This is a genomic window from Methylobacterium sp. ap11 (assembly GCF_900110515.1).
GTDB lineage: Bacteria > Pseudomonadota > Alphaproteobacteria > Rhizobiales > Beijerinckiaceae > Methylobacterium > Methylobacterium ajmalii.
In genome coordinates, this window is the sequence record NZ_FOEB01000005.1 from 95,441 (window position 1) to 120,851 (window position 25,411).

A 25,411-nucleotide genomic window follows, 5' to 3' on the forward strand; every position below is an offset into this window, starting at 1 on the left:
GCGATCCTCACGCGCGCGGCGCCGGACGGGCGGCGATGCGCAGGTAGGTCGCGCCGATGCGCGCCGAGGCCCGCAGCGTCCCGGACACCGAACCGGCGACCTTCGATGCGCCTCCGATCCGTCGCCGGTAGGGCATCGGCACCTCCAGCACGCGCAAACCCGCGCGAGCGGCCTGCAACTGCATCTCGATGTTCCAGCCGTAGGTCGTCTCACGCAGGCACAAGGCCCGGAGCGCGGCGCGGTCGATGGCCCGGAAGGCGCACATATCGGTATAGTGCACGCCGTAGCGCAGGCCGATGCCGAGTCCAGCGAGCCGCCCGGCGAGCACCTGGTGCCAGAGCATTGCGCCGGGCTCGCGCTGGCCGAGGGTCCGGGAGGCGAGGACGAGGTCCTGGGCGCCGGCGAGCATCGGGCCGGCAATCGCCTCGATCAGGTCCGCCCGGTCGGCCCCGTCGCCGTCGAGGAAGACGATGACGCGGCTTCCGGGATCGGCCGCCTCCGCTCCCGCCGCGCAGGCCCGGCCGTAGCCCCGGCCGGCCTCGATCACCCGGGCGCCCGCGGCCTGGGCGACCTCCCGGGTGCCGTCCGTCGAGCCGCCATCCGCCACGATCACGTCTCCAGAGTAAGGCAGCGGGATCTCGCGGATCACCGCGCCGATCGCCTCGGCCTCGTTCAGGGTCGGGATGACGATGCTGACCGGGTGCATCGGCTCACAGGCTCCAGCGCAGGCCGCAGTTGCGGCACGGGCTTGGAGGCGCGTCGGAGAGGAGCGCCGCACGGAAGTCGCGATAGGCCTCGCCGTTCCAGATCTCCCGGAGCGTGGCCTGGGTGGCGTCGCCGAGCGTGTAGTGCGAGTAGCCGCGCACGGAGAACGGCGCGATGCAGCAGGGCAGCGCCCGGCCATGGGCCGTGAAATACATCAGCGACCACGGCCGGCGGCAGGTCGCCCAGGCCCGGTCGTCCTGCTTCCTGAGGCTGATCCCGGGCTCGGTCGCCCCCGAGGCGTCGAGCGTCACCCCTAGCGAGCGGCCGAGCGCCTCCGCCTCGGCGATGGACGCACTCTCCTCGGACCGCGCGCTCTCGAACAGCGACAGGTCGGCCCGGGCCATGCCGTAGCCCGCTTCGTCGAAGACCAGGCGCTGGAGGTGCACCTCGGTCACGCCCATCGCGGCGGCCAGCCGCACGAAGGCCGGCAGCTGGTCGACGGTTTCCTTGAGGCCGGTGAGCCAGAGCGACACGCGGGGCGTCGTGGCGCCGGTCGCCTTCTGGTAGGCGATGAACTGTCCGACGTCGCGCACGATGCGGTCGAAGAAGTCCTTGCCGCGCACCCTGAGGTACGAAGCCCGGTCGGCGGCATCGAGGGAGACGCGCAGCTCGTCGAGCCCGGTCTCGATCAGCGCCCCGAACCGCTTCGGCTGCAGCAGGGTGCCGTTGGTGTTGAACAGCACGTAGGTGCCGCGGTCCTTCAGGTACCGGATCATGCGCGGCAGCGCCGGCACCAGCATCGGCTCGCCGACGCCGTGGAGCACGACCCGGGCGATGTTCGGCACCTGCTCGACGATCTGGGTGAACAGCTCCCAGCTCATGTCGGCCGGGGGTTCCAGGGTCTCGAAGGTGCGCGGGCAGGTCTCGCAAAGGAGGTTGCAGCGGTTCGTGACCTCCAGGTAGAGGCAGACCGGCGGCGCGACGGCCTCCGCTGTACGCGCAGCGCCGATCTCCTCGAAGTAGCGGCGCGGATCCTTCAGGGCGGCGGAGACGGTCATCGAGCGGTTCCTTGGGGGAGGAGGGCGGCCGGGCGCGGCCTGCGGGCCTGCCACGCCGCGCGGGCGGCCAGGACGAGGCCCGGCACGAAGACCAGCGCCGGCCAGAGGAAGCGGTCGTCGAACGGGTCGATCAGCAGCAGCAGGGGCGCCGCGCCGAGCCAGATCACCGCCGGAAGCGGCGCGACGACCGCGGGCAGCGTCAGCCAGGGGTAGTACCAGGCGTAGTGCGGGCTCGCCGCGCAGGTCGCCAGCGCCGCCAGGATCCCGGCGTCGCGGCACAGGGCGACGGCGTCGGCCGTGCCGGGCCTGTCGTTCCGCCCGAAGGCGATCCGAAGCGCGAGGGCGGCGAGCGCCAGGCCGGCGCACAGGAGGTAGGCCCGCACGAGGCCCGGGGGGCTGAAGCCGAGATGGCCGAGCCCGGCGAGCAGCCAGTAGCCCGCGCCGGTGTCGTAGCCTTCTTCCGTCCCGTAGGACCCGGCAAAGCCGAGCACGCCCCGGCCGACGCCGAGATAGGGCAGGTAGAGGACGATGATGACCGCGATCCCGGCGAGCACCGGCCGCCACAGCCGGCCGCCGCGCACGAAGGCGGGGGCGACCGCGAGGGGCAGCACCTTCACCAGCGCCGCCGCAGCCAGAAGGGCGCCCGCGAGCCCGTCGCGGCGGCGGGTGCGCGCGAGCAGCGCCACCCCGAGGAGCCCGACCGCCACGGCGTCGACGTGCCCGTCGCAGGCGAAGGACCACAGGGCGAGCGGGTTCCAGGCGTAGATCAGGATGCGCTCCAGCGGCAGGCCGGCGCGGCGCAGCACGGCGAGCATCGCCAGCACGCCCATCGCCTCGAAGCCCAGCATTGCGAGCTTCATCCCGGTGACCCCGCGCGAGACCTGGCCGACGGCGGCGAAGACGCCTTGCGCGGCGGGCGGGTAGATCGTGTGGGCGTAGTCCTTGCGGTTGATCAGCGGGTAGATCGCCGGATCGCGTAAGGGCTCCAGAGCCGGATCGGCCGGGATGTAGCGGTACGGGTTGATCCCGGCGGCCTGAACCTGCCCGTCCCAGACGTAGCGGTAGATGTCGCTCGACAGGAACGGCGGCGCCGGCACGAGCGCGGCGCGCATCGCCACGGCGAGGCCGAGGATCATCCACACGGCCGCACGGGGCAGCCGCTCGCGCAGCACCAGGCGCACGGCGAGGAGGTAAACGGCGAGACCGACAGTCACCACGGCGACGAAGGCGTTGGCGCGGGCCGGCGAGCCGACGGTGTCGGCGCCCGGGACATGGAGGGCGAGCGCGCCGAGATTGATGCCGGCGAGCAGGATTCCCAGCGCCGCGAGCCGGCGGCTCGGGCCGGCGAGGATCCGGATCATGCCGGCACGGCCTCGCGGGCGAGGCGCGCCAGGGCGGCGCGGGTCACCGGCGCCGGGGAGCCGGCTGTCTCGGCGGCGAGCCGCGCGAGCGAGGCCGCGTCGTCGACATCGTACCACGGCTCCAGCTCGACGAGGTCGAGGCCGATCTCGCGGGCCCTCGCCCGGGTCGCGTCGGCGACGGACGCGGTGCTCCAGGCGATGTTGGCGAACAGGTGAGCATGGGCCCGCTTGAGGCCGAGAAGGTAGTAGCCGCCGTCGTCGCAGGCGCCGAGCACGCCCCGGTCGCCCGGGGCGAGCAGGGTCCGGGCCGCCTCGATTAGGCGCCGCGTCGGCAGGGTCGGAACGTCGGCGCTGAGCACGCAGGCCGCCGCGTGGCCGCGATCGAGCATGCCCTGGACGGCCTGCAGCAGGCAGCGGCCGAAGCCCGCCACCGCCGCCGGAGCCGGCGCGGTGCCGTCCGCCAGCACGAGGGCGGTCCCGGGCGCGAGGTGGGGAGCGACCAGTCCCTTGGTACCCGGCGGGGCGTAGGCCGCGTAAGGAACGATCGGGGCGGATCGCGCCGCCCGCGCGAGGGTGTCGGTCGTGTCGCGCAGGAAGGCGGCGCTCAAGGACGCGGCCTCGTCCGCGGTCAGCGGCGGGCACAGCCGCGTCTTGGCGCGGCCGCTCTGCGGGGCTTTCGCCATCACGCCGATCGCGCAGGTCGCGGCCGCTTCGAGGCCCGGTCGTCGTGTCATGGGCGAGAATCCCGCGCTTGCTCAGTGGAAGGGCCGGACGATCCCGACGCGGATCGTCGCGTCCGGCGGGATCTCGGCGACGGAGTCTGGTGCGAGGCTCGGCAGGGCGCGCAGGCGCTCGGGCGTCAGGCCCATCAGGGCGACGTGCTCGCCGAGCAGCGCCACCGCCTCGACCGGCACCGCCACCAGGCGGGGCCCGAACCCGCTCCACTCGATCCGCTGCAGGCCGAGCCATCCCAGCCCCCACGCCCCGTCGAGGCGCACGACGACCTCGAGCGCCCCGTCGCCGCGGCGCACGAGCCCCGTCACCCGGCCGAGGACGGGCTGCGATTCCTCCGGCTGGAGCAGCAGACGGCCGGCGAGGTCGCCGACGCGCACCGGCTGGGGAAAGCGGCGCGCCGCCCGCGCCGCCATGTCGGGGACGGTCATGCCGGGCACCGGCATATGGCCGGGGGCCGGCGACGGGCCCGCCGTCTGCGCCTGCGCCGCGACGGACAGCGCCAGGGTGAGGCAGGCGGCGAGGCCGCTGGCCGTGCGGGCGCTCATAGCCCGGAAAACCAGTTGAAGCCCCGGCTCTCCCAGTACCCGCCCGGATAGGTATTGGTGACCTCGATGGCGGTGATCCATTTAGGATTCTTGAAGCCGAGCTTGACCGCCGTGCGCAGCCGCAGCGGATAGCCGTAGGGGTCGGGCAAGCTCTCCCCGGCGTACCTGGTGGCGAGCAGCGTCTGGGGATGCAGCGCGCTCGCCATGTCGATGCTGCTCGGGTAGTCGTCCGCCGTCTTGAAGGCGACGTACTTGGCGGTCAGGTCGGCCCCAACCCGTTCGAGGAAGGTGCGCAGCGGCACGCCCGACCACTGGCCGATATAGTCCCAGCCCTCGACGCAGACGTGACGGATGATGGTCTCGCGCTCGGGCAGCTCCGCGATCTGGCGCCGCGTCCAGGGCCGCTTGTCGGCGATCAGCCCGCCGAGTTCGAGCCGCCACGCGTCGCCGTCGACCGGCTTCACCTCCTCGACGTCGTAATAGGCGTTGAAGCGCGGCGGCTTCAGCACCATCGACGCCGGGTATTCGGGCGCGAGCTTCAGCGGATCGAAAAGGGCGGCCTGGACGCCGTCGTTGAGGTCGGAGACGGCGCGCAACGCCCGGCCGACCGCGCTCGAATCGCTCACGTCGCAGCCGGTCAGCATCGTGAGCGCGCCGAGCGACAGGCCGCCGCGCAGGAAGCCGCGGCGCTCGATCCGCCGCAGGAGCGGGCGATGGTCGTCGAGGATGCCGGGATCCGGCACCGTGAGGGGGCGGAAGGGGGATCTCATCGGGCGCACTCCGTCGCCGCGGCGGGAGGCAGGACGGGGCCGCCGGTCAGCATCGCCCGCAGCGTCCGCGGCACGAGCAGGGCGAGTGCGACGTGGACGAGGAGAAAGCCGGCGAGGACGCCCATGCCGGCGAAGTGGACGAGGCGCGCGCCCTGGAACCCGCCGAGCAGCGCGACGAGGCCGGAGAGCTGCACCGGCTTCCAGATCGCCAGGCCGCTGACGACCTGACTGACGCCGGCCAGGATCGCCACGATGTAGAGGATCTTCTGGACGGCGTTGTAGGTCGTCAGATCCTCGTGGGCGAGCTTGAGCTTGAGCGTGTCGCGCAGGGTCTGCCCGATGTCGCGGAGGCGGATCGGCAGCAGGCGCTCGCGCAGGCGCCCGGTCGCGATCCCGTAGGCCAGGTAGGCGGCGCCGTTGGCGACGAGCAGCCACATGGCGGCGAAATGCCAGAGCAGGCTCTCGGCCGCCCAGGACCCGATCCGGAACGCCTTGGGAAAGTAGATCCCGTGGATGATGACGGAGTCGTCGTAGATGCCCCAGCCGGAGCCAATCAGCACGACCATCGCCAGTGCATTGGTCCAGTGCATGATGCGCACCGGCAAAGGGTGCAGCCGGCGCCCGGCGCTGTCAGGATGCGGTCTCATGATGCGAAGCTTTTCCTCAAGTCGGCGCGTTGACACGCAAAGATGCATCGATGTTTATATCGAGCAAATCACGGATTTTTGTGCGTATATACTAATAAAATATCTTGCTCGACGTCATATTGATTGTCATTCATCACGAATGCGTAACGACGAGCGATCCATGGAGGCCACATGACTTGCACCGTGCTCGCCAGCCTGTTGCCCACCCTGTCCGTGCAGGTCCACGCCTTCGCGTTCTGCGAGATCCAGACCGGCTGGCGGCTGGCGAAGAGCGCCCTGGCCGACGCGCTCCTCGTCCACTACGTCCTGGCGGGCTCCGGCTCGGTCGTGGTCGCGGATCAGCCCCCGCTGCTCTTCGGCCCAAACAGCATGATCATCCTGCCCCGGGACGTCGATTACTCGATCGGGTCCGTGGACGCGGCCGGCACGGTGACGAGCGGCGAGGTGCGCCGGCTCCTTCCCAACGGCCTCGTCGCGTATACGGCGGGGGACGGGAGCCGGGACATCCTCCTGGCCTGCGGGTCGATCTCGGCGAGATATGCCGGCGCACTCGGCCTGTTCGACCGCCTGCATGGCGCGCTGGCGGAGGACCTGTCGGCCGACGCCCGCCTGCGCCACGCCTTCGCGTTCATGATCGAGGAACTGGTCCGGCCCGGCCTCGGCACGCAGGAGGTGACCAGCGCGCTGATGAAGCAGTGCCTGGCGATCCTGCTCCGCGTCCACCTGGAGGAGAAGGGGACCCGGTCGCCGATCTTCGAGGCCCTGCGCGATCCCCGGCTGGTGCCCGCCATCGCGGCGATCCTCGACGCGCCCGGCGCGCCGCACACCGTCGACAGCCTCGCCGCGCTCTGCGGCTTGAGCCGGACCGGCTTCGCCGAGCGCTTCTCCGCCACCTTCGACGAGGGGCCGATCGAGTTCCTGCAGCGGGCCCGCTTGCAGCTGGCCGCCAAGCTGCTGACGACGTCTCCGATGCCGGTGAAGGTCATCGCCGAGAGCGTCGGCTACGCCAGCCGCAGCTACTTCTCGCACGCCTTCAAGGCGGCCTATGGCTGCGATCCGAGCACGTACCGCCACCGCGCCGACCCCCTGGCCGCCACCCCGGACCAGCTGCCGGACGCAGGATCCGGCGTCGCGGGGAGGGTTGCCGGCGAGGAGTAGGGGCGGCAGCAAAAGCGCCGGACCTGGTGTGAGCATCGAAGGCATCGCTGTCGTCATCCCAGGTCACTGTCGCAAATGCGCCGCACCCGCAAAAGCCGGTCGACGTGCGCTATCGTTCAAATCTGGTGCGGCGGAGTGGATGAGGCGCACTAGGCTCATATATCGGACTATATGCAATCACATCCGGCGCATGCATCGCCCGGATGCAGGGGATATTGCATTCTGGAGAACCGTGAATGCTTGTATCGCCGAACGATCCACTTTGGGGATAGCATCCCGACGGAGGAGCCCGCGCTCCTGTTCGGTGACGGCGGCCCGCATCAATCCGCGAGGGCGGTCCTTCCCGCAGCCGGGCGCGGGTACGGCCGGGCCGCTCCCCATCATGCGCGTCCGCGTGGGTCGTGCAGTCTCTCCATCCGACCTGCAAAGGGATGTTCCATGCCCCACCCGCACGCATCCGCTCCCCTCGCAGCTGGCGCGCACAGCCTCGTCATCGATGGCGTGAGGCAGCAGGTTCGGGTCGCAGGACAAGGGCCCTGCTGCATCGTGCATGCGGGAGGCCCCGGCATCGACGCCGGCTACCTGCGGATGCCGCTCCTCGAACGGCATCTGACGATGGTGTATCTCGATCCCATCGGGACCGGAGCGTCGGGGCGCCTTCCGTCGCATCCGATGGGCTACACCGTCGACCGGTTCGCCGATCAGGTGCTGGCCTTCGTAGAAGCGACCGGTCTCGACACCCCCTTCCTTCTCGGTCATTCCCACGGGGCCTTCGTCGTCCTGCAGGCCGCCCTGAAGCGGCCGGGGGCGACGAGCGGCCTCATCCTGCATGCCGGCGCGGCCTGGACCGGAGGCGATTTCATGGCGGCTGCGAGCGCCGAGATCGACCGGTTCGTCGACAGAAACGTCGGAACCCGCGAGGCGGAGGAGGTCCGGAAGGCCTGGGCGGCACTGCCCGAAATCCGCAGCGACGAGGATTATACGGCGGTTCTGCGCGGCCTCCTGCCGGCCTACGTCTCGGATCACCGGCGATGCAGGGACGTCCTCGACGTACTGAGATCGCAGCTTTGCGCGACGATGCTGGTCGGCGATCGAACGCCCTTCGACGTTCGCGACGCCTTGCCGGGCCTCGCAGTTCCCACCCTCGTCCTGGCGGGAGCCGCCGATTTCATCCTGGGACCGCGGCACGCGGCGATCCTGGCCGGGACGCTTCCCCATGCCCGGCTCGTCACCTTCGGGAGCAGCGGCCATTTCGCCCATCTCGAGGAGCCGGATGCCTTCGCGGACGCGGTCATCCGCTTCACGCAGGACCCGGGTTCAGGCTTGCCCTGAGGGGTACCCTTGCGCCTCACGGTCGCCCCGGCTTCCGGCCGGCGGCCTCGAGGATGAGGTCCGCCACGGCCTGCGGTTGCGAGATCAGGGACAGGTGGCTCGCCTTCAGCTCCACCGTCTTCGCGTTCATGCGCTTGGCCATGAACCGTTCGAGGTCCGGGTCGATCGTCCGGTCCTCGGTCGAGACGGCGTAGAAGCTCGGCTTCGACCGCCAGGCCGCCCGGGTCGTCCGGCCGGTCAGCAGCGCCTTCCGGAACGGCTGCTGGACCGCGAACAGCACCCTGGCCCTGTCCGGGGGCAGGTCGCCCGCGAAGTCCCGCAGGAAAGCCGCCTCGGTCAGCCGGCCCTCGTCGCCGTCGTACACGATCCCGGCCGAGGCCGGCGGCGTCGGGAAGGTCCCGGCGAGTGCGGCGTAGTCCTCGCCCGCGTCCGGGGCCCGGGCGGCGACGTAGACGAGCGCGCCGACCTTCGGGTCGGCGCCGACCTCGGTCACGATCATGCCCGAGAACGAGTGCCCGACCAGAACGGTCGGCCCCTCCTGCCGGGCCAGCACGCGCCGAGCGGAGGCGACCGCCTCCTCCAGCGTGGTCAGCGGGTTCTGCACGGAGGTAGCGTCGAGGCCGGCCGCCTGCAGCCTCGGGATCACCTCCGACCAGCACGAGCCGTCGGCGAACAGCCCGTGCACGAGCACGACGCTGCGGGCCCGGGGCAGCGCCTGTGCGGACGCCGTGCCGGGAAGCAGCGCCGCCGCGGCCGCCACGAGGGCCTGGTTCATGGATCGACGTGTCGGCATGATGCGCGTCTCCGTTCGGGGGCTCCGGCGACCGAGAGGCCGGCCCGATCGTCATGGCGGAAAGGGTACACCCGTCAGTCGCGCGCAGGCATCCAGGAGCGCGTCCTGGCACGCCTCGTCCCGAGTGAGCGGGTCCGGCTCGCGCAGCGCCCGGTGGTAGAAGTACCGTCCCGTCGAGCGGGCGAGGGGCTCGTCGGCGACGGCGAGCCAGGCCTGGGTGAGGTGGGCCTGGGCCAAGTCGTCCGGTGCGCCCGGACCCCCCATCCGCGTCGGGACCCATCCCGGCTCGAGCGCGTTCGCTCGCACGTCCGGCCACCGGCGCGCCACCCCGAAGGCGAGCGCCACGTCGAGAAACTTGCTCTCGGCGTAGGCCTGCGACCCGTTCCACCGCCGCCGCTCCCATTGAAGGTCGTCCATGTCCGGCCGCCCCCCGGGATGCATGCCGGAGCTCAGGTAGACGAGCCGGTCGGGGCGCTCGATCAGGGCAGTCAGGAGGTAGGGGGCGAGCACGTTGATCGCGAAGAGGTGGGACAGCCCGTCCGCGGTCGGGATCCGGCGGGGCTCGCGGTAGCCGATCCCGACATTGTGGATGACGGCGTCGAAGCGACCAGTCGCGTTCGCCTGCGCGGCGACCGCCCTCATCCCGGCAATCGTCACGACGTCGTCGATCAGGACGCCAGCCGCCTCCGGCAGCGCCCGGCGGGCCGCTTCGCCGCGCGCGTCGCTGCGGGCATGCAGCACGACCTCGTGCCCGCTACGGGCGAGGTGCTGACCCGCCATGAGGCCGAGCCCGTCCGCGGACCCGGTGATGAGGATGCGTGCCACGGTCAGTCCTCCAGCAGTGCTTCGGCGAGGATCGGCGTCGAGCGCAGCCGCTTGCCCGTCGCGTGCCAGACCGCGTCCGAGATGGCCGCGGCGACCCCGGTGATCCCGATCTCGCCGACGCCCTTCACCCCGGCCGGGTTGATGAACGGGTCGGGGTCGTCGAGAAACGTGACGTCGATCACCGGCACGTCGAGGTTCACCGGGATCATGTATTCGGCCAGGTTCGTGTTGGTGAAGCGGCCGAAGCGCGGGTCCATGTGGGTCGCCTCGAACAGCGCCTGGCTCATCCCCCAGGTGATGCCACCGATCAGCTGGCTCTCTGAGAGCTTCGGATTGAGGATGCGGCCGCAGGCGTAGACCCCGGTGAGCTGCCGCACGCGGATCATCCCGAGATCGGGATCGACCGCCACCCTGGCGAAGATCGCGCCGAAGCTGTGCATCCCGCGCGGTCCGGCCCGCGCGTCGCGCTCGGGCTCGCCTGTGCGGACCTGGCCCGGGCCGCCGGGGTCGAAGCGGCCCTCGCACGACAGCTCCGTCAGGCCCGCACGACGCAGCACCGCCGCCACCGTCTCGCTCGCGCCGTCGCGGGCGACGATGCGGTTGTCCTCCAGCCTCAGGTCGTCCGTGCCGCGGCCACGGAACGGGCCGTCCTCCTGGCCGGCGGCCATCCCCAAGAGCCGCGCCGTGAGGTCGCGCGCCGCCTCCATCACGGCCGGGGCGAGCGATCCCGTCAGGGAGGCGCCCGCCTGCATCGGGGCCTCGGGCAGCCCGGTATCGCCGATCAGCGCCCGCACCGCGTCAATCGGCAACGCGAGGGCGTCGGCCGCGAGCTGGCGCATGAAGGTCGCGGTGCCGGTGCCGATATCGGTTGCACTGGCGGCGACATGCGCGGTGCCCCCCGCCGTGATCGTCACGCGCGCCCGGGCGGGCTGGCGATAGACCGTGTGCGAGGCGCTCGCCATGCCGATGCCGATCAGGAGGCCGTCCTCGCGCATCGTGCGCGGTTCGGGACGACGCTGAGGCCAGCCGAACCGCTCCGCCCCGACGCGGTAGCACTCCTTGAGCCGCTTGCTCGACCAGGGCGAGCCGTCGACCGGATAGGCGTCCGCGTGATTGCGCAGGCGCAGGTCGATCGGATCGATACCGAGCTCGGCCGCGAGTTCGTTCAAGGCGCATTCCTGCACCAGCATGCCGGGCGCCTCGCCGGGGGCCCGCATAAAGGTGGGCGCCATCACGTTGGCCCGCCTGAGCCGGCAGCGCGTCTCCAGAGCCGGCAGGTCGTACAGGAAGGTGAATGGGTACCAGCTCGGCTCGACCCAGTCCTCCCAGGCGGGGGTGGCCGAGAGCTTGGTCACCGCTGCGCCGACGAGTCTCCCATCGCGCGTCGCGCCGAGCGCCAGGTCGATACGCTGCTCCTCGCGGAAGCCGACCGAGGTGTACATCTCCGCGCGGCTGAGCACGAGCCGAACGGGCCGGCCGACCTCCCGGGCTGCCAGGGCGGCCAGCCAGCTGTGCGACCAGACCGGTCCCTTGCAGCCGAAGCCGCCGCCGACGTAAGCAGCCACCACCCGGACGTTCTCGCGCGGCAGGCCCAGCACCTTGGCGAGGCCGTTGCGGTGATTGGCGACGTGCTGGCTCGTCTCGTAGAGCGTCAGCCGGTCGCCATCCTCCCAGACCGCGACGGAGGCGGCAGGCTCCATCGGGTTGTGGTGGTTGTAGGCGAGCGTCCAGCGGCCTTCGATCGTCACCTCGGCGTGTGAGAGCGCGGCCGCCGCGTCCCCGCGCCTGACCGCGCCCGGGAGATGGCCGGCGAGGAAGCCGAGCCAGACCTGCTCGGGCTCGTGCCATGCCTCGCCGGAGAGATCGGCGTCGCCCTCGAGGCCGACGCACGGCCCGTCCTCGTCGAACGCGTAGCGGACGATCGCGGCGGCGTGCCTGGCCGCTTCGAGGGTCTCGGCCAGAACCAGCCCGATCGGCTGGCCGGCATAGTGGATCGTCGCGTCCGCCATCGGCACGAAGGCGGAGCCGTACATGATGTCCCAATCGGGCTGCTCGGGCGGGCTCACGAGACGCGGCATCGTTCCGGGCGTGAATACCCTCACGACGCCCGGCACCGCCGCGGCGGCGGTTGTGTCGGCCGAGCGGATCGTGCCGCGCGCGATCGGGCTCGGCACCAGCACGGCGTGGAGCAGGCCGGGCAGGACGACGTCACCCGCGTAAGTGATTGCGCCGGAGACCTTCAGCCCAGCTTCGGTGCGGGGGATCGGACGGCCGGTGAAGGGATGGGCTTCGCGGGTCACGTGCGCACCTCCGCATGGCGATCGGCGAGGGTCCGCAGCGCGCGGCCGATGGCCGCCCGTGCCTGCGGAAGCTTGTAGGCATTGCCGGTCTGCGGGTGGGCCCCGTCGAGCGCCGCCTCTACGAGGCGGGCGAGCGCCCGCGCGTCGTCGGGACGGCGGCCGGCGAGCAGCGCGGCCGCCGGCGCGACCCGCCACGGCACCGCGGCGAGACCGCCGAGCGCGAGGCGCGCATCCAGGATCGTGCCGTCGCCGGCGAACTCGGCGGCGACGGCGACCGAGACCGAGGCATACTCGTACGAGCTGCGGTCCCGCACCTTCAGGTAGTGCGACCAGCGGCTCAACGGGCCAGTCGGCAGCGTCACGCCGGTGACGATCTCGCCCGCACCGACCACCGTCTCGATCTCGGGCGTCCCGCCCGGGAGGTAGTGGAACCCGGCCGCAACCACGCTGCGCGCCCCGCTTGGGCCGTCGAGGTGCACCACGCCGTCGAGCGCCGCCAGCATGACGGCGAAGTCCCCGGGATAGTTCGCGATGCAGTGCTCCGAGGTGCCGAGCACCGCCAGGTTGCGGTTCTCGCCGCCGATCGCGCTGCACCCGGTGCCGGGGACGCGCTTGTTGCAGGGAAAATGCCGGTCGCGGAAGTAGACGCACCGCGTGCGCTGGAGGAGGTTGCCGCCGATCGACGCCATGTTGCGCAGCTGACCGGAGGCGGCGACCAGCAGCGACTCCGACAGGCCCGGCGCCTGCTCGCGCACCCCCGGATGACTGGCGACATCGCTCATCCGGGCGAGCGCGCCGATCGCGAGCGCATCCTCCGTCAGCCCGATCGCATCCAGGCCGGGCAGGCGGTTGACGTCGATCAAGAGGGTGGGCTGCATGACGCCCGACTTCATCAGGTCGACGAGCGTCGTGCCGCCTGCGAGGAAGCGCGCGTCCGGGTGCTCGCGGGCGAGGCGCAGCGCCTCGTCGCGCGTGCGTGGCTCGACGTAGCCGAAGGGCTGCATGACGATACTCCTCAGGCGTCCCTGGCCGCGGCGACCGCGCGGATCGCTGCGACGATGTTCTGGTAGGCGGCACAGCGACACAGATTGCCGCTCATCCGCTCGCGGATCTCGCGCTCGTCGAGATCGGGCCGGCCGGCGAAGCGACGCGTCGGGTCAGTCGCGGCGCTCGGGCGACCCTGGTCGACCTCGGCCAGCATCGCCACGGCCGATATCACCTGGCCGGGCGTGCAGTAGCCGCATTGGAGCGCGTCGTGCTCGGCGAAGGCGCGCTGCATCGGGTGAAGGGCGCAGTCGTCGCCGGCGAGCCCCTCGATCGTGGTGATCTCCCGGTCACGCACCGACAGCGCCAGGGTGAGGCAGGCCAGGACGCGCCGTCCGTCGACCAACACAGTGCAGGCGCCGCAGGCGCCGTGATCGCAGCCCTTCTTCGTGCCAGTGAGGCCGGCCCGCTCGCGCAGGGCGTCGAGCAGCGTCGTCCATGGCTCGACGACGAGAGGACGATCCGCCCCGTTGACGCGCAGCCGCAGCGGCACGGCGGCGAGGGGATCGTGGACCGCGAAGGTCGGTCCAGGCACCGCAGATGGCTCCAGCGGATCGGTCGGTGCAGGTGTGGAGGCCGTGTCGGTCGCCATGTCCGTCTCCCGTGGCCGGCGCCGCCATCGGCGGCCGGTTCGTGTCGAGGGCGCCCGTCACCAGGGAAGCTGCGCGCCGAACCGGTCGACGTAGCGCAGGCCCGCGCGGCCCCGGTTCGCCTCGATCATGTCGACGACGCGCGGGATGCTCTCCTCGATCGAGAGCAGCGCATCGCTGCCGCCCATCTCGGTCCGCACCCAGCCCGGGGCGACCAGCAGCACCGCATGCCCGCCGTCGGCGTGCTTGGCCGCGTAGCCCTTCATCAGCATGTTGAGCGCGGCCTTGCTGGAGGAGTAGAGCTGCCACCCGCCCGTGGCGTTCGCGATGCTGCCGAGTTCCGAGGTCATGATCGCGACGGTGCCCCCGGCCGGCACCAGGTCGCGCAACAGTTCGGCCGCGCGCACGGGCGAGAACGCGTTGGTCAGCATCATGTCGAGGAAGTCCGCCTCGCTCGCGCTGGCCGGGCTCGCCTCGATGGCCCGCGCGATGCCCGCATTGACGAACAGAACGTCGAGGCGCCGCCCGTCGAGCCGCCGGCGGAGCGCCTCGACGGTGGCGGCCTGGTTGATGTCGACGCTCTCGACCTCGAGGCTGCCGGGAAAGCGGGCGGCCAGCGCATCGAGCCCGGCGGAGCGCCCGCGGGCCGTGGCGATCACGTGCCAGCCGCGCCCGAGCCATTCCTCCGCGAGCGCGAGGCCGAGGCCGCGCGAGGCACCGACGACGAGCACCGTGGCAGGCTGTGTCATGCGAACCTCCTTCGGATCTGCTCCGGATTCCATGCCGCAAAGCCGCTTCCGAGATTAGCGCCGATCTGTCAGAACATTCCGGACTTGCAGTCATGGAACGATCTGGAGTCATGGACCGATGCCCTACGATGGCCGGCTGCTGGCCGGCGTGACGGTGCTCATGGCGGTGGTCGAGGCTGGGACCATGACCCGGGCCGCCGAGGCGCTCGGGCTGACCCAGTCGGGCGTGGGGCGCGCCATTCAGCGACTGGAGGTCCGCGTCGGCGTGCGGCTCCTCGACCGCACCACCCGGACCCTGCGGCTCACCGACGAAGGGCGGCGGTTCTGGGAGCGGGTCGGGCCGCTCCTCGATGGCATTGAGGAGGCGGCGCTCGACGCGGCAGGCAGCGCCCGGACGGTGCGCGGGCGCCTGAGGGTCAACGTCGACCCTTTCTTCTCGCGCCTCGTCCTGTCGCGCGAACTGGCGCGCTTCCTCGCGGCCCACCGCGAGCTGCGGCTCGAACTCATCATGCGCGACCAGATCGGCGACCTCGTCGCCGACGGCTTCGACATGGCGCTCCGGTTCGGGGAGCCGCCGGTCATGGGGTTTTTCGCCCGCAAGCTCCTTGAGTCCCGGATCCTGACGGTCGCCTCGCCCGCCTACCTCGCGGCGCACGGCCGCCCGGCGCATCCGCGCGATCTCCTCGATCACGCCTGCATCGACTACCAGGACCCGCTCACCGGCCGGCCGTTCGCGTGGGAGTTCCGCCGCGGCGACGAGGTGCTGCCGGTGCGCCAGCCGGCCCAGCTGATGGTGTCGGACGTCGAGACGATGATCGGTGCTTGTTGCGAAGGAGCGGGCATCGCCCAGGTCATGCAACTCGGTACCCGGCACATCCTCGCCCAGGGCCGGCTCGTAGAGATCTTCCCAGACTGGCCGGGCGAGACCTTCCCCCTCTACGCGATCTACCCGTCGCGGCAGCACCGGGCCGCCAAGGTCCGGGTGTTCACGGAATGGTGCCTGACGCTGCTCGGCGGGGAGAACGAGCTCGATGCGGCCGCGACGCGCTGATGGATGTCCAAGCAGAGTTGCACGGGGCAACTCTGCTTAGATTCCTGTTTTCGCATCATTTTCGTCGCCGAACCGGTGACCGCTTCGGCGAATGATGCTTAGAACGCCGCCTTGCCGATCGAGGCGCCGCCATCGACGTGGAGCGTCTGGCCGGTCATGAACGCCGCCCCGTCCGATAGCAGGAAGGCGATCGCCGCGGCGATCTCGTCGGGCCGGCCGAACCGCCCCATCGGCACGCCGGCGAGGTAGCGCTGCTCGCCCTCGCTGCCCGGCGGGTTGTTGGCGCGAAACAGCTCCGTCTCGGTCGGACCCGGCGCCACCGCGTTGACGGTGATCCCGGTCGCCGCGAGTTCGAGCGCCCAGGAGCGGGTGAAGCTCACGAGCGCCGCCTTCGCGGCCGCATAGGCCGTTCGCTCGACGCTGCCGAGGACCGTGAGGCTGGAAATGTTGATGACCCGGCCCCAGCCGCGCTGCCGCATCCCCGGCAGGGCCGCCTGCACGGCCTGGAGCGCGGGGTGGAGGTTGACGCGCAGCACCTCGTCGAGCGCCGGAAGCTCGACCGCGCCGAGCCGCTGCGGCCGCACGATGCCGACATTATTGATCACGCCGTCGAAGGCGTGGCGCTGCGACAGGTCGGCGAGAACCGCGGCGGTCGCGGCGTCGTCGGCGAGGTCGGCCGCCACCAGCGTGCCGGGAAAGCCCTCGGTGCGGTGGCGCGCGAGGCCGACGACGTGATGGCCGTCGCCCGCGAGGCGGTGCGCGAGGGCAAGCCCGATGCCCTTGCTGGCACCGGTGACGAGGAAGGTCCGGGACATCTCAGGTCTCCTGTTGGCTTGATCGCCCGGCCGCCCCACTCGGCCCGGGCGCTTCGGGTCAGGCGGCGACGAGCGCGCGGCGCAGCACCGGCAGCATGTCCTCGGGCTCAGGCCGGCGGGTGTAGTCCGGGTTCACCTCGGCGTAGAGGATCGTCCCGTCCTGCCCGATTACGAAGCGCCCGGGCATCGGCAGGGTCCAGCTTTCGTCACCGTTGAAGGCCGGCAGGTCGTTCTTCAGGCTCTTGTAGAGGTCGACCAGATAGTCGGGCAGCGCGAAGCGCAGGCCGAAGGCGGCAGCGACTGTGTTGTGCGGGTCCGACAGGATCGGGAAGGCGAGCCCGTTCTGGCGGACCGATTTGCGGCTGTTGGCTCCGTTCTGCGGCGAGATCGCCATGAGGCTCGCCCCGAGCTTCCGGAACTCCGGCAGCACCTCCTGGAGCGACTGCAGCTCCATGTTGCAGTAGGGGCACCACACGCCCCGGTAGAAGCTGATCACCAGCGACCCCTGGGCCAGCAGGTCGGCGGAGGCGATGGAACGCCCGTCGGGATCGTCGAGGGTGAAGGCGGGCGCCCGGTCGCCGGCCTTCAGGGCGCGGGCGGCCGCTCCGGAGGCGATCAGTTCCGCGGTGGCCCTTTGCATCGTCGCGATCACCGAGGGCGGGACGTTGTAGGGCGGCTTGCCAGCCTGGAAGTCGGCCTTGAACGCGTCGAGCTTGGCTTGAAGGGTCATGGATCGGCTCCTCGATGAAGAGTTGGGGCAGGACGGCTCGCGGCAGCCATCCGCGTCGGGGTCATGTCCGCTGCGGGGCGGCCCGCGGCGAGTGGACGGATGCCGGTCAGGCCTGCGGGACGAGGGCGTTCACCCGCTCGACCGCGCGCTGCACAGAGGGGCGCGCCGCCACGGCCTCGTACCAGCGCGCGACGTGCGGCGTGTCTTCGAGATTGACGCCCGCGAATTCGCGCCGCCAGAGCCAGCCGAAATGCGCGATGTCGGCCACCGTGAACGCGTCGCCGGCGACGAAGCGCCGCTCGGCCAGCACGCCATCGAGCACGGCCAGCGTCCGCCTCGCCTCGGCCGAGAAGCGCGCGATGGCAAGCGGCTGCGGCTCGGAAGCCTGGCGCTGGAAGAAGCCGGCTTGGCCGAAGGCCGGCCCGAGCCCGGAGGCGTGGAAGAACAGCTGCTCGAACACCTGCGCCCGGCCCTCGCCAGTGGCCGGCAGTAGCCGGCCGGTCGTCTCGGCCAGGTAGACGAGGATCGCGGCGGACTCGGTCAGGACCAGACCGCCCCCGGCTGCCGCGGGATCGACCAAGACCGGCACCTTCGCGTTCGGGTTCAACGCGACGAAGCCGGGGGCTTTCTGCTCGCCGCGGCGCACGTTCACCCCGTGCAGGCGGTAGGGGAGACCGAGTTCCTCCAGGGCGATCGGCACCTTGATGCTGTTGGGCGTGGCGAAGGCGTATACCTCGAACATGGCAACCGGGCTCCGGACGGGTCACCGCGGCGTCGCGGTGGGTACGGTCACCGTGATGCTCCTCGGGCGATGGACAGGGCAGCCGGCCCGGGGCGATAACGCTCATTCCCACGGGGAATGACCTTCGAGGAGAAATCGAGTGGACCGCTACCAGGCGATGGCCACCTTCGTGCGGGTGGTGGAGGCCGGCTCGTTCTCGGGCGCCGCCCGGCTCCTGAACGTCGGCCAGCCCGCCGTCTCGAAGACAATCGCGCAGCTGGAGAACCGGCTGCAGGTCAGCCTGCTCCTGCGCTCGACCCATGGCCTGAGCCCGACGGAAGCGGGCTTGCGCTTCTACGAGCGGGCGCGGGCGGCCATCGCCGAAGCCGACGAGGCCGAGCTCGCCGCCCGCGGCGCGGGAGCCGGGCTCGCGGGCCGCCTGCGGGTGTCCGCGGCGACCACCTTCGCGCGGCTCCACGTCGTGCCAATGCTGCCGCGCTTCCTCGGCCAGCATCCCGACCTCGACATCGAGGTGATCCTCGACGACCGGGTGATCGACCTCGTGAGCGAGGGGGTCGACCTGTCCCTGCGCATGGGGGCGCTGCCGGACTCCGCCGCCGTGGCGCGCCGGCTCGCGACCGGCGCCCGCTCAGTGCTCGCCACCCCCGGCTACCTCGCCCGGGCGGGCGAGCCGCACGCGCCCGCGGACCTCGCCGAGCACGAAGCGGTGATCTACAGCCAGCAGCCCGAGATCTGGGCCTTTACCCGGGAGGGCACCGAGGTCTCCGTGGCGGTACGCGGGCGCGTCCGGGTCAGCGCGGCCGAGGGCCTGCGCGCGGCGGTCCTCACGGACATCGGCCTCACCATCGCGTCCGACTGGATGTTCGCCCCCGAGATCGCGAGCGGTGCGGTGCGGCAGCTGCTCCTGCCCTGGAGCCTGCCCGCCATCGACCTGTGGGCAGTCTTCCCCACCGGGCGCATGGCCAGCACCAAGGCCCGGCTCTTCGCCGGCTTCGTCGAGGCGGTGATGGCGGAAGCGAAGGCCCATTCCGCGGCGGCATAGGCTTTATCGCTCCGCGCCGTCATCCGTCTCCGGGTGTAAGTCCTTAACTCGTCCTCACGCCGACCGGACCAGGGCCGGCACGACAACGAGGACCGCACCCATGGCCCGCTTCGACAGCTACCGCGACGCCTTCCCCAATGCCCGCCTGACCCGCAAGCCGAACGGCGTCCTGGAAGTCGTGCTGCACACCGAGGGCGGCAAGCTCGTCTTCGACGGCCACACCCACGAGCAGTTCGTCGACCTGTTCCACGCCATCGGCGAGGACCGCGACATCCGCGCGGTGATCCTGACCGGATCGGGCGACGCGTTCATGGACGCGATCAGCCCCGAGGGCTTCGACTTCTTCACGCCCCAGGGCTACGACAAGATTTTTCGCGAAGGTCGCAAGGTGCTCGGCAACATCCTCGACATCGAGGTGCCGATGATCACCGCGCTCAACGGCCCGGTGCTGCTGCATAGCGAGTACGCGCTCCTGACCGACATCATCCTGGCGACGCCCGAGACGGTGTTCCAGGATAAGCCGCACTTCGAGTTCGGCATCGTGCCGGGCGACGGGATGCATATCCTGTGGCCGGAGGTGATCGGCTCGATCCGCGGGCGGTACTTCCTGCTGACGCGGCAGATCCTCGATGCGCGGACCGCCCAGGATTGGGGCGTCGTCAACGAGATCGTCCCGCGGGACCGGCTGCTGGCGCGGGCGCACGAGATCGCCGACGGCATCGCCGCGCTGCCGCCGCTCACCGGACGCTACACCCGGATCGCGCTGACGCAGCGCCTGCGCCGGCTCGTCGAGGAGGGCACCGGCTACGGCCTGGCGCTCGAGGGCATCAGCGCCGCCGACGTGGCGAGGCGCATGGCCGCCCAGGTCTGACGCTCGCCCGTTCAGAACCGTTCTGGGGTTCTTGCAGCCGCCGTTTCATACCCTCGCGCCTTCGAACAGGTCTGTTCGAGGGTGCGACGTTGTCATGCCCATGACGTGTCCGGCTGTTCGATCGCCCGAGAAACGATCGTCTCGAGTCGAACGGCGCACCGGCTCCTACGCGTACGCGACGATGGCACCCAGGGATGCGCGAATGCGCGGCGTCGCGAAGTCGAGGAACGCCCGCAGCTTGAGCGGAAGGCGTCCACGCCCGACATGGACGACGCTGACCGGGACTGGGTCGAGCTCGAACGACCGCAGCACGAGGACCTGCCGCCCGGCGGCGACCAGAGGTGCCGCCTGGTAAGACAGCACCTGGGTGAGGCCGACGCCGGCCGCCGCCGCGTCGAGGGCTGCCTCCGCCGTGTTGACGTGCAGGCGCGAGCGCACCCGGACGGCCTGGACGGCCGTCCTGTCGGGCGTGGCGAAATGCCAGGCCGGACCGGCGGCCAGGTCGCTGAAGGTCACGCACGGCATCTCGGCGAGGTCGGCCAGCGTGCGGGGCGTTCCGTGGGCGGCGAGGAAGGTCGGGCAGCCGCAGACCACGCGGGTGACCGTGCCCAGCTGCGCCGTCACCAGGTCGCTGTCCGGCAGGTGCGAGATGCGGACAGCCAGGTCGACGTGATCCTCCACCAGGTCCAGGGCCCGGTCGGTCAGGACGAAGCGCACGGTGATGTCGGGGAACCGGGACAGGAAGGCGGTGACCACCGGCAGGACGTGGAGGCGCCCCAGGACCAGCGGGGCCGTCATCGTCAACTCGCCGCGGGGCTCGGTGTACTCGCCCTTCACCGCGCGCTCGGTCTCCTCGACCTCGCCGAGCAGGCGCCGGCACGCCTCAATGTAGGCGGCCCCCGCATCGGTCGGCGTGAGCTTCCGGGTGGTGCGGACGAGGAGCCGGGCTCCGAGATGGGCTTCCAGATCGGCGATCTTGCGGCTGACGCTCGGCAGCGGGATGCCGAGCTTGCGCCCGGCGGCCGACAGGCTCCCCGTGTCCACGGCCGCGACCAGGAGCGTCATAGCCTCCAGCCGATCCATCGCGTTCTCTCATTTCCGGCAACAGTCATTCTCGGATAAGCCTGATTATACCGAGCGGTGCAAGCCGGTATCCAGGCCGTACCGACGGCGTGCAGCACAGGCTGCAACGCCCGCACCGGAGGGCAAACGATGACCCGGATCACCTATCGCACCGCCGACGTCGACGGCGTCTCGATCTTCTACCGGGAGGCCGGCGACCCCGCGAAGCCGGCGCTCCTGCTGCTGCACGGCTTCCCCTCATCCGGCCACATGTTCCGCGACCTGATCCCTCTGCTCGCGGACCGCTTCCATCTCGTCGCCCCCGACCTGCCGGGCTTCGGCCTGTCGGAGGTCAAGCCGCGCGATAGCTTCACCTACACCTTCGACGCCCTCGCGAAGGTCATCGGCCGCTTCACGGAGGTGGTGCGGCTGAAGACCTACGCGCTCTACGTCTTCGACTACGGCGCACCCACCGGCTTTCGCGTGGCCATGGCGCACCCGGAGCGGGTGACCGCCCTCATCTCGCAGAACGGCAACGCCTACGAGGAGGGGCTGAGCGAGGGTTGGAATCCGATCCAGCGTTACTGGCAGGACCGGGGCGATGCCAACCGGCAGGCCCTGCGCGAATTGCTGACCCCTGCCTCGATCCGCTGGCAGTACGAGCACGGCGTGCCCGACACGTCGCTGGTCTCGCCGGATGGGAGCGCCCTCGACGCCTGGTACATCCAGCGGCCGGAGGTCGACGAGATCCAGCTCGACCTGTTCGGCGACTACGCCAGCAACGTGGCGCTCTACCCCGCCTTCCAGACCTATTTCCGCACGCACCGGCCGAGGTTGCTGGCGATCTGGGGCCGGAACGACCCGTTCTTCCTGCCGGCCGGCGCGGAGGCGTTCCGGCGCGACATCCCGGATGCGCAGGTCCGCTTCCTCGACACGGGGCACTTCGCCCTGGAAACGCATGCCGCTGTCATCGCGGAGGCCATCGCGGACTTCCTGCATGCCTGAAGACGATTGTCAGGACGGCGTAGCTCGCTCCATCCTGACTTTCCGCCGGTTCGGGCAAGACAATCGTCCCGGAAAGGACGCTTTCCGTTGAGCGTGCCAGGCGCGATCCGATGCCCCGCTGGGGGCTGGTAGTGAACGTGGGGCGGGGGGCTCGGCGTGCCAGCCTACGTCCCCGTCGTTCTTCACCAACCAGACCGTGAGACCTTCCGAGGAGGCGAACCATGACGACAGGGACAATCCTTGCAGCCGCCACTGCCCTGATGCTTGGACAGAGCTCTCCGCAGCCGCTTCCCTCGATTGCGGCCACGACGACGTACCATCGCGTCGCGGTCGACGGTGTCGGCATCTTTTACCGCGAGGCCGGTCCACGGGACGCCCCCACTATCCTGCTACTGCACGGCTACCCGTCGTCGTCGCGGCAATGGGATACGCTGCTACCACTGCTCGCCGACCGCTACCACCTGATCGCCCCCGACTACCCGGGATTCGGTCAGAGCGACGCGCCATCGCCCGCGCAATACGCCTACACGTTCGACAACTTGGCGGCGACGATGGCGGGATTGGTCGCTCACCTCGGTCTCGAACGATACACGCTCTTCATGCAGGATTATGGAGGTCCGGTCGGCTTCCGCATGGCGATGGCCCGCCCCGAGCGGGTGAGCGCGCTGATCATCCAGAATGCCAACGCCTACACGGAGGGCCTCGGCGCCAAGTGGCAGGCCATCGCCCGGTACTGGGCCGATCCCACGTCCCATCCCGAGCAGGTCGACGCCTTTACCTCGCTCGAGGGTGCCAAGCAGCGCCACCTCGGGACGAGCCCCAATCCCGAGCGCTACAACCCGGACACATGGAGGGACGAGCACGCCATCCTGGGTCGCCCGGGCGAGCGGGAGATCCAGGCGGCACTCCTCTACGACTATCGCACGAACGTCGCATCCTATCCGGCCTGGCAAGCCTGGATGCGCAAGCATCCGCGGCCGGCCCTCATCCTCTGGGGGCGCTACGACCCCTCCTTCATCGTGCCAGGAGCAGAGGCCTATCTGCGTGATATGCCGAACGCGGAACTTCATCTCCTTGATGCCGGGCACTTCGCATTGGACGAAGCTACGGACGACGTCGCGCGACTGACTCGGGACTTCCTCGGCCGTATCACTGCCGCGGTGCCGTGATCGGGCGACTGCCACTCGACCTTGAGCCCAGCAAGGATTCAATCAGGATGACGGCGACGCTGTCATCAGCATTCACTTTCGAAAATATTCGCCGACGATTGCAATGTCCGCTCACAAGTGGCAAGCAGCTCATGTGCTGCTGTACGCCGGAAGTCCGCATATGGCGCACAGCCGAACGAACCGAGGGTGCCTCCGATATCATGCGGGTGGTTCGGTCGACGCCTCCGAAGAACTGCGGAGGATCCATGATCCCGCTCCGCTGCGACATAGCCACGGCCCTGCGTGTCGCGGCCGGATACCTGACGGGGCAGGGGAGGGGGCTTAGGACGACGAGAGGATCCGACAGACAATGGCGCGCAGCCGAACAAGCGGCATGCCAATATCTGGCGCGAAGCGGAAAAGGCCATGGTGAACTCCCGAGCCCACGGCTTGCCTTGCCAATCCTTCGAAGGACCGCTTGGGGCGCATGCCCTGCTCTGTTGCGACAACGTCACGATTCGCATGTGGCGACGGATTTTCTGAACGAGCTGGGGGATTCGATGCGAGAACTACGATAATAATCATAAAGCCACAACTTGCTGCAATGATTTTCATTTAAAATAGTGATTTCTCAGTCGCGCCGATAATCCCATGCATCTGCGCGAGCTCTATGCAATCTGCCCAAGACGCTCTGGAATGAAACCTGCTCGGATCTGCTTGGGCGTAGCTGGCCAGTGTGCGTTCCAGGCGCTATGAGCGCACTCTCGGCCGTTGTAGGCTTTTCGGCACAGCCGCGCGATTTGCTCTCCGGTCAAACGTCCGCGCTCCATAAGCGCCTCGGCTATCGCCTTGATAGCGGCGGACCCCGGCTTCGACCGCACTAAAGCGGCAGCTCTTAATTCGGACAGCCGTAGTAGTGCTTGCTGCTCTTCATATGGTAAATCCCAGGCATCAACCAAACCCCGGGCATGATGCATGTCTTGTATACCGCCTGCCAACATACAGGCGCTCACCGACGCATGTCGATAGTGCGCTTCGGCTGTAATGCCTGCGAAGCAATTAATAAGTTCTATATCTCGGTTGATGGCGCGGAGGTAGTTGGAGTAATCCTGCTCCTCTGCAGAGCCTGTGGTAAGCATAGGGCCATACGGATAGCCGTGAATGTCGTATCCTTCGACTATGCCCTCGCATCCGTCGATAACTACGCCCTTGCGGTTCCTTATAGTCTTGCCGGCGCAGACCTCATCAACAGTGAGTACTAAGGCACTATCTGTTTTATGTCCGAAATACCATCGCGTCAACGCATGTCCGGCTTCATGATGGCAGGTCAGCCGGCGACGACCTTTAGTCCGAGCCATTTGCCTAAGTGCTCCTCGGGGGTAGCGTTCCGGTACATGCCGGACTAGATGTCCATGCTCCACCATCATGCATGATAAACCTTGAGTCCTGCTTTAAAGGAGTCGTTCCCCTCGGGCTTTGTTGACTATGGTAGATGCTTTCTCTACGACGCTGCGGGCTAGGGACTCCGTTCACCGGCAAAACGGGGATCCACTGCCGAAACCGTATTACTCCCCTGAGCTTAGTACTTTCGGCCCCTCTCCAAGGGGGAAAGTGCGTGGTAACGAAAACGCCCGACCGTGGGCCGAACCCGTGACTTCCGAGGCGGCCGGCCCCAGGCCCCGTAAGTCAGCTGGATAGAGCGGCTGCCTTCTAAGCGGCTGATTGCAGGCTCTGCCGGACCCGTTTCCCTCTACGCGAAGCAGCCGCCGGACCGGCGGTCGAGCCTGACTCGGACGGCACTCGGACGGCCGGAACCGCGCCACAGGGCGCTCGGACGGCGGCGGGTGGCGGTATACGCGGTTCGAGGCGTTGCCGGCGCCTGCGCGAGCTGACACCGTGTCAGCATGAGTGATCCCACCACCCGCGAGGGGCTCATCGCCGAGGCGCTCCGCCTGCTCGACCTGGCGAACGCGATGCCCGTTCCGGTTCCCGCGGGAGGGGAGGGCTATGGGTCAGAGGGTATCAAGGTCCTGCGCGATCTGGCCCGGGGCCGCGGAAGCGTGCTCTACCCCTCCCAGGACGGCCCCGGCGCCGGCGCGGTCGTCGAGGTCGTGGTCCGCGTCATGGTCGGCCCGGACCGGTCCACGGTCGTCGTCCGCCGCGGCGGCGAGCCCGCCATCCTGCACGAGGTCCGCCCGCATGGGACGGAGGCGGACTGCCTGGGCGCCATCGTCGAGGCCGCCGTTCGGGAAGGCGTTAAGCTTGCCAAATAGTGAACGTCGATTCTTGAGCGATGCGTAGAGTTTTAAGGATTCGATTCAGGTAAATGCGAC

General features: G+C 69.9%; 26 protein-coding genes. 8 read left to right on the top strand and 18 right to left on the bottom strand.

Going from position 1 to position 25,411, the window contains the following annotated elements:
- Nucleotides 1–7: 7 nt before the first annotated feature.
- From BMX97_RS08830 to BMX97_RS08860, 7 genes are read right to left on the bottom strand one after another with little or no spacing between them, the layout of a single operon-like run.
- Nucleotides 8–706, bottom strand: coding sequence for a glycosyltransferase family 2 protein (locus tag BMX97_RS08830; RefSeq protein ID WP_091748236.1), 699 nt, complete (start codon nucleotides 704–706; stop codon nucleotides 8–10).
- Nucleotides 707–710: 4 nt separating this feature from the next.
- Nucleotides 711–1,763: a radical SAM/SPASM domain-containing protein gene (locus BMX97_RS08835; RefSeq protein WP_091748238.1), complete on the bottom strand. Its 1,053-nt coding sequence runs from the start codon at nucleotides 1,761–1,763 to the stop codon at nucleotides 711–713.
- Nucleotides 1,760–3,124 carry an MptA/MptB family glycosyltransferase gene (locus tag BMX97_RS08840; RefSeq protein ID WP_091748241.1) on the bottom strand — a complete coding sequence of 455 codons (1,365 nt, stop codon included), beginning with the start codon at nucleotides 3,122–3,124 and terminating at the stop codon, nucleotides 1,760–1,762. The genes BMX97_RS08835 and BMX97_RS08840 overlap by 4 nt, the downstream gene beginning before the upstream one ends.
- The gene (locus tag BMX97_RS08845) at nucleotides 3,121–3,858 is read right to left on the bottom strand and encodes a TIGR04282 family arsenosugar biosynthesis glycosyltransferase (RefSeq protein ID WP_091748244.1); all 738 of its coding nucleotides are present in this window, start codon (nucleotides 3,856–3,858) and stop codon (nucleotides 3,121–3,123) included. The genes BMX97_RS08840 and BMX97_RS08845 overlap by 4 nt, the downstream gene beginning before the upstream one ends.
- 21 nt (nucleotides 3,859–3,879) lie before the next feature.
- Nucleotides 3,880–4,404 (bottom strand): hypothetical protein, encoded by a 525-nt coding sequence (locus BMX97_RS08850; protein WP_060851030.1) that lies wholly within the window; start codon nucleotides 4,402–4,404, stop codon nucleotides 3,880–3,882.
- The gene (locus BMX97_RS08855) at nucleotides 4,401–5,174 is read right to left on the bottom strand and encodes a molybdopterin-dependent oxidoreductase (RefSeq protein ID WP_091748247.1); all 774 of its coding nucleotides are present in this window, start codon (nucleotides 5,172–5,174) and stop codon (nucleotides 4,401–4,403) included. Before BMX97_RS08855 ends, BMX97_RS08850 begins: the two co-directional genes overlap by 4 nt.
- Nucleotides 5,171–5,821 carry a cytochrome b/b6 domain-containing protein gene (locus tag BMX97_RS08860; RefSeq protein ID WP_060851032.1) on the bottom strand — a complete coding sequence of 217 codons (651 nt, stop codon included), beginning with the start codon at nucleotides 5,819–5,821 and terminating at the stop codon, nucleotides 5,171–5,173. The genes BMX97_RS08855 and BMX97_RS08860 overlap by 4 nt, the downstream gene beginning before the upstream one ends.
- Nucleotides 5,822–5,992: 171 nt before the next feature.
- On the opposite strand from BMX97_RS08860, the gene BMX97_RS08865 reads away from it, so the two are divergent.
- Together BMX97_RS08865 and BMX97_RS08870 are read left to right on the top strand one after the other, a co-directional pair.
- Complete coding sequence (locus BMX97_RS08865) at nucleotides 5,993–6,979, top strand: helix-turn-helix transcriptional regulator (RefSeq protein ID WP_091748249.1); 987 nt, start codon at nucleotides 5,993–5,995, stop codon at nucleotides 6,977–6,979.
- A 240-nt stretch (nucleotides 6,980–7,219) separates the two neighbouring features.
- Nucleotides 7,220–8,311: an alpha/beta fold hydrolase gene (locus tag BMX97_RS08870; RefSeq protein ID WP_244538350.1), complete on the top strand. Its 1,092-nt coding sequence runs from the start codon at nucleotides 7,220–7,222 to the stop codon at nucleotides 8,309–8,311.
- A 16-nt stretch (nucleotides 8,312–8,327) separates the two neighbouring features.
- On the opposite strand, the gene BMX97_RS08875 is transcribed toward BMX97_RS08870, so the two are convergent.
- From BMX97_RS08875 to BMX97_RS08900, 6 genes are read right to left on the bottom strand one after another with little or no spacing between them, the layout of a single operon-like run.
- A complete protein-coding gene (locus BMX97_RS08875; protein WP_091748255.1) occupies nucleotides 8,328–9,104 on the bottom strand; it encodes an alpha/beta fold hydrolase in 777 nt (258 codons plus the stop codon).
- Nucleotides 9,105–9,155: 51 nt separating this feature from the next.
- Entirely contained in the window at nucleotides 9,156–9,929 is a 774-nt protein-coding gene (locus BMX97_RS08880; RefSeq protein WP_060851035.1) for an SDR family NAD(P)-dependent oxidoreductase, read from the bottom strand.
- A 2-nt stretch (nucleotides 9,930–9,931) separates the two neighbouring features.
- On the bottom strand, nucleotides 9,932–12,229 hold the full coding sequence (locus BMX97_RS08885; protein WP_091748258.1) for a xanthine dehydrogenase family protein molybdopterin-binding subunit: 2,298 nt from the start codon (nucleotides 12,227–12,229) through the stop codon (nucleotides 9,932–9,934).
- Entirely contained in the window at nucleotides 12,226–13,233 is a 1,008-nt protein-coding gene (locus BMX97_RS08890) for an FAD binding domain-containing protein (RefSeq protein ID WP_091748261.1), read from the bottom strand. Before BMX97_RS08890 ends, BMX97_RS08885 begins: the two co-directional genes overlap by 4 nt.
- An 11-nt stretch (nucleotides 13,234–13,244) precedes the next feature.
- Nucleotides 13,245–13,865, bottom strand: coding sequence for a (2Fe-2S)-binding protein (locus tag BMX97_RS08895; RefSeq protein WP_063920198.1), 621 nt, complete (start codon nucleotides 13,863–13,865; stop codon nucleotides 13,245–13,247).
- 57 nt (nucleotides 13,866–13,922) lie between these two features.
- Complete coding sequence (locus BMX97_RS08900) at nucleotides 13,923–14,612, bottom strand: SDR family NAD(P)-dependent oxidoreductase (RefSeq protein WP_091748263.1); 690 nt, start codon at nucleotides 14,610–14,612, stop codon at nucleotides 13,923–13,925.
- 118 nt (nucleotides 14,613–14,730) lie between these two features.
- On the opposite strand from BMX97_RS08900, the gene BMX97_RS08905 reads away from it, so the two are divergent.
- Nucleotides 14,731–15,663: a LysR family transcriptional regulator gene (locus BMX97_RS08905; protein WP_091748266.1), complete on the top strand. Its 933-nt coding sequence runs from the start codon at nucleotides 14,731–14,733 to the stop codon at nucleotides 15,661–15,663.
- Nucleotides 15,664–15,761: 98 nt separating this feature from the next.
- On the opposite strand, the gene BMX97_RS08910 is transcribed toward BMX97_RS08905, so the two are convergent.
- The 3 genes from BMX97_RS08910 to BMX97_RS08920 form a co-directional block, all read right to left on the bottom strand.
- The gene (locus BMX97_RS08910; protein WP_091748269.1) at nucleotides 15,762–16,478 is read right to left on the bottom strand and encodes an SDR family oxidoreductase; all 717 of its coding nucleotides are present in this window, start codon (nucleotides 16,476–16,478) and stop codon (nucleotides 15,762–15,764) included.
- Nucleotides 16,479–16,536: 58 nt separating this feature from the next.
- Nucleotides 16,537–17,208 (bottom strand): peroxiredoxin-like family protein, encoded by a 672-nt coding sequence (locus BMX97_RS08915; RefSeq protein ID WP_091748272.1) that lies wholly within the window; start codon nucleotides 17,206–17,208, stop codon nucleotides 16,537–16,539.
- A 106-nt stretch (nucleotides 17,209–17,314) separates the two neighbouring features.
- Nucleotides 17,315–17,950 carry a glutathione S-transferase family protein gene (locus BMX97_RS08920; RefSeq protein ID WP_091748275.1) on the bottom strand — a complete coding sequence of 212 codons (636 nt, stop codon included), beginning with the start codon at nucleotides 17,948–17,950 and terminating at the stop codon, nucleotides 17,315–17,317.
- 139 nt (nucleotides 17,951–18,089) lie between these two features.
- Here BMX97_RS08920 and BMX97_RS08925 point away from each other — a divergent pair, with 139 nt between their 5' ends.
- Both BMX97_RS08925 and BMX97_RS08930 read left to right on the top strand, forming a co-directional pair.
- On the top strand, nucleotides 18,090–18,992 hold the full coding sequence (locus tag BMX97_RS08925; protein ID WP_091748278.1) for a LysR family transcriptional regulator: 903 nt from the start codon (nucleotides 18,090–18,092) through the stop codon (nucleotides 18,990–18,992).
- Nucleotides 18,993–19,092: 100 nt separating this feature from the next.
- Nucleotides 19,093–19,863, top strand: a complete 771-nt coding sequence (locus tag BMX97_RS08930) for an enoyl-CoA hydratase/isomerase family protein (protein ID WP_091748281.1) — start codon at nucleotides 19,093–19,095, stop codon at nucleotides 19,861–19,863.
- A 165-nt stretch (nucleotides 19,864–20,028) separates the two neighbouring features.
- Here BMX97_RS08930 and BMX97_RS08935 read toward each other — a convergent pair whose 3' ends face one another.
- Entirely contained in the window at nucleotides 20,029–20,946 is a 918-nt protein-coding gene (locus BMX97_RS08935) for a LysR family transcriptional regulator (protein ID WP_060851045.1), read from the bottom strand.
- Between the two features lie 129 nt (nucleotides 20,947–21,075).
- On the opposite strand from BMX97_RS08935, the gene BMX97_RS08940 reads away from it, so the two are divergent.
- Complete coding sequence (locus tag BMX97_RS08940) at nucleotides 21,076–21,930, top strand: alpha/beta fold hydrolase (protein WP_091748284.1); 855 nt, start codon at nucleotides 21,076–21,078, stop codon at nucleotides 21,928–21,930.
- Between the two features lie 221 nt (nucleotides 21,931–22,151).
- The gene (locus tag BMX97_RS08945; protein WP_091748287.1) at nucleotides 22,152–23,099 is read left to right on the top strand and encodes an alpha/beta fold hydrolase; all 948 of its coding nucleotides are present in this window, start codon (nucleotides 22,152–22,154) and stop codon (nucleotides 23,097–23,099) included.
- Between the two features lie 647 nt (nucleotides 23,100–23,746).
- Here BMX97_RS08945 and BMX97_RS31985 read toward each other — a convergent pair.
- On the bottom strand, nucleotides 23,747–24,436 hold the full coding sequence (locus BMX97_RS31985; RefSeq protein WP_143074585.1) for a hypothetical protein: 690 nt from the start codon (nucleotides 24,434–24,436) through the stop codon (nucleotides 23,747–23,749).
- 546 nt (nucleotides 24,437–24,982) lie between these two features.
- Here BMX97_RS31985 and BMX97_RS08950 point away from each other — a divergent pair.
- The gene (locus BMX97_RS08950) at nucleotides 24,983–25,351 is read left to right on the top strand and encodes a hypothetical protein (RefSeq protein WP_091748290.1); all 369 of its coding nucleotides are present in this window, start codon (nucleotides 24,983–24,985) and stop codon (nucleotides 25,349–25,351) included.
- Nucleotides 25,352–25,411 lie beyond the last annotated feature (60 nt).